Origin of the sequence: Mesorhizobium sp. M2A.F.Ca.ET.039.01.1.1 (genome assembly GCF_003998035.1) — a bacterium.
GTDB lineage: Bacteria > Pseudomonadota > Alphaproteobacteria > Rhizobiales > Rhizobiaceae > Mesorhizobium.
The window spans coordinates 1-2,387 of sequence record NZ_RZRY01000842.1; the positions used below are offsets into that span (position 1 = coordinate 1).

2 protein-coding genes and 1 pseudogene are annotated in these 2,387 nt (G+C 65.4%); 1 reads left to right on the forward strand and 2 read right to left on the reverse strand.

Going from position 1 to position 2,387, the window contains the following annotated elements; all coding sequences use genetic code 11:
• Positions 1-563: SDR family oxidoreductase (locus tag EOA24_RS34490; protein WP_133374776.1), on the reverse strand; the 563-nt coding region annotated here is incomplete at its 3' end.
• A gap of 231 nt (positions 564-794) precedes the next feature.
• Here EOA24_RS34490 and uxuA point away from each other — a divergent pair.
• Positions 795-1,973 (forward strand): mannonate dehydratase, encoded by a 1,179-nt coding sequence (gene uxuA, locus EOA24_RS34495; RefSeq protein ID WP_126081106.1) that lies wholly within the window; start codon positions 795-797, stop codon positions 1,971-1,973.
• Positions 1,974-2,028: 55 nt separating this feature from the next.
• On the opposite strand, the pseudogene EOA24_RS34500 reads toward uxuA, so the two are convergent.
• Positions 2,029-2,387: pseudogene (locus EOA24_RS34500) on the reverse strand (allophanate hydrolase); the annotation flags it as partial.

Consider the following 2,387-nt stretch of genomic DNA (forward strand, 5'->3'; position numbering starts at 1 on the left):
CGCACGGACCCCGGGCTGACGGAGTTCACGCGGATGCCTTTTCGGGCATAGTCGAGCGCCAGCGAGCGCGTCAGCGTGTGGATCGCGCCCTTGGTGGTGGCGTAGGCGGCGACATTCTCCTGGCAAGCGGTGCCCTGCACCGAGGCGACGTTGACGATGGCGCCGCCGCCGCGCTTGATCATCTCCGGTATGCCGAAACGGGCGGTGAGATAGATCGATCCGACATTGACCGACATCGCCCGGTTCCAGGTCTCGAAATCCGTCGTCGTGGCCGTGCCGTAGGGATGCACGGCGGCCGAATTGACGATGACGTCCAGCCCGCCAAATTTCTCGACGCCGGAAGCGATCGCCCTCTCGACCTGGTCGGGCACGGCAACGTCCGTGGCGAGCACGAGGGCGGCGGCGCCCGCGCGGTTGAGCTCGGCCTGCAGCATCGCGTTGGCGGCTTGGTCGATGCCCAGCGCGATGATCGCGGCGCCCCCCTCGGCAAGACGGCGCGCGGTTGCCTCGGCGATCCCGGTCGTTCCCGTCACCAGGGCAACCTTGCCGTCGAAATCGTTCATGGACAAAACTCCTGCAATGATGGACGAAAGCGCCTGTCGGTGGCTCGTCGGAAGGCGCCGCGATCCCCTGATTTGACGGCCATTGTCATCCGACAATATGGTCGATCGCAACCACGCTGAAGCGCTCGCGCCGAAATGGGTTCGGTCCGATGCGGCTTTACGTCTTTGTTTTGATGCATGGCGGCCGTTCAGATACGACACGGATGAAAACGCATGCTTTGGGAGGCAGTCATGGAACAATGCTGGCGCTGGTACGGCCCGAACGACCCGGTCACACTCGACCACATCAAGCAGGCCGGGGCGACTGGTATCGTCACGGCGCTGCACGACATCTATGACGGCAGCGCCTGGCCGCTCGACGCCATTCTCGAACGCAAGCGCATCATCGAGGCGGCGGGGCTGACATGGTCGGTGGTGGAGAGCATTCCGGTCCACAATTCGGTCAAGACGGGGACGCCGGAACGGCAGCGCTACGCGGGCTGGTACAGGGATACGATCCGGGCGCTGGCGAAGGCCGGCATTTCGACGATCTGCTACAACTTCATGCCGGTGGTGGACTGGACGCGCACCGACCTCATGTACCGGTTGCCGACCACCGGCTACGCGTTGCGCTTCGATGCGCTCGACTTCGCCGCCTACGACGTCTTCGTGCTGAAGCGGTCGAATGCCGAGGCGAGCTACGGTCCGGAGCGCCTTAAGGAGGCGGAAGCACGACTGAAGACTCTGAGCAACGACGACATCGAGAAAATAGAGCGCAATCTGATCGCCGGCCTGCCGGCCACCGAGCGCACCTACAATCGCGAGACGATGCGTCAGGCGCTTGCCGATTACGCCGCGATCGGCCCGGCCGAACTGCGCGCCAACCTCGCCTGGTTCCTGAGGGAGATCATTCCGGCCGCCGAGGAAGTCGGCGCGCGCATGTGCATCCATCCCGACGATCCGCCCTTCTCGCTCTACGGTTTGCCGCGCGTGGTTTCCACGGCGGACGACGCGCGCTTCATCGTGGGAACGGTCGACAGCCCGTCGAACGGACTGACCTTCTGCACCGGCTCCTACGGCGTGCGCGCCGACAACGATCTGGTCGCGATGATCGAGGAGTTCGGACCGAAGATCCATTTCGCGCATCTGCGCAACGTGACGCGCGAGGCGGATGGCTCGTTCTACGAGGCCGAGCATCTGGAAGGCTCGACCGACATGGCCGAAGTCATCCTGGCGCTGATGAAGGAGGAGGCGCGCCGGCGCAAGGAAGGCCGCTGGCGCATCCCGATGCGGCCGGACCATGGCCATCTGCTCGCCGACGATATCGGCAAGACGAAGATCAATCCCGGCTATTCGCTGATCGGCAGGCTGAAAGGCCTTGCCGAGCTGCGCGGCATCATGCGCGCCGTGGAGCGGTTCGAGCTGGCCTGAGAGGCGGACGCCGAAGCGTTTGGCATGGCAGGTCGCCGCTGAACCGGGCCGTCGCTCAGTTTGAGGAAACGCTCTCCAATCTGCGTTGAGTCTCGTTCGTCCTGGCGACGTAGCTGCGCCAGCCGCCATAGGCCGAGATGTCCGTCGCCGCGAACAGGCCGACGCTCTCCGCCAGGAAACCCTTCGCCGACGTGCCGTCGTCGAGCTCGATGGTGCCGATGCCGAGCGGCGGCGGGATGGCGGCGACGAATCGGCCGAAGGCATCGGCGCAAAGGCGCCAGACCTCGATCTCGATGGCGGTGCCGCCGTGGCCGACCCGGACAAGCCCGGGCTTGGGCGGGGTCTGGCCGGCGAGCTCATAGAGCTTATAGGACGGCGTCGTCCGCGCCGACCTGCTGAAGCTTGCGCCGGCCT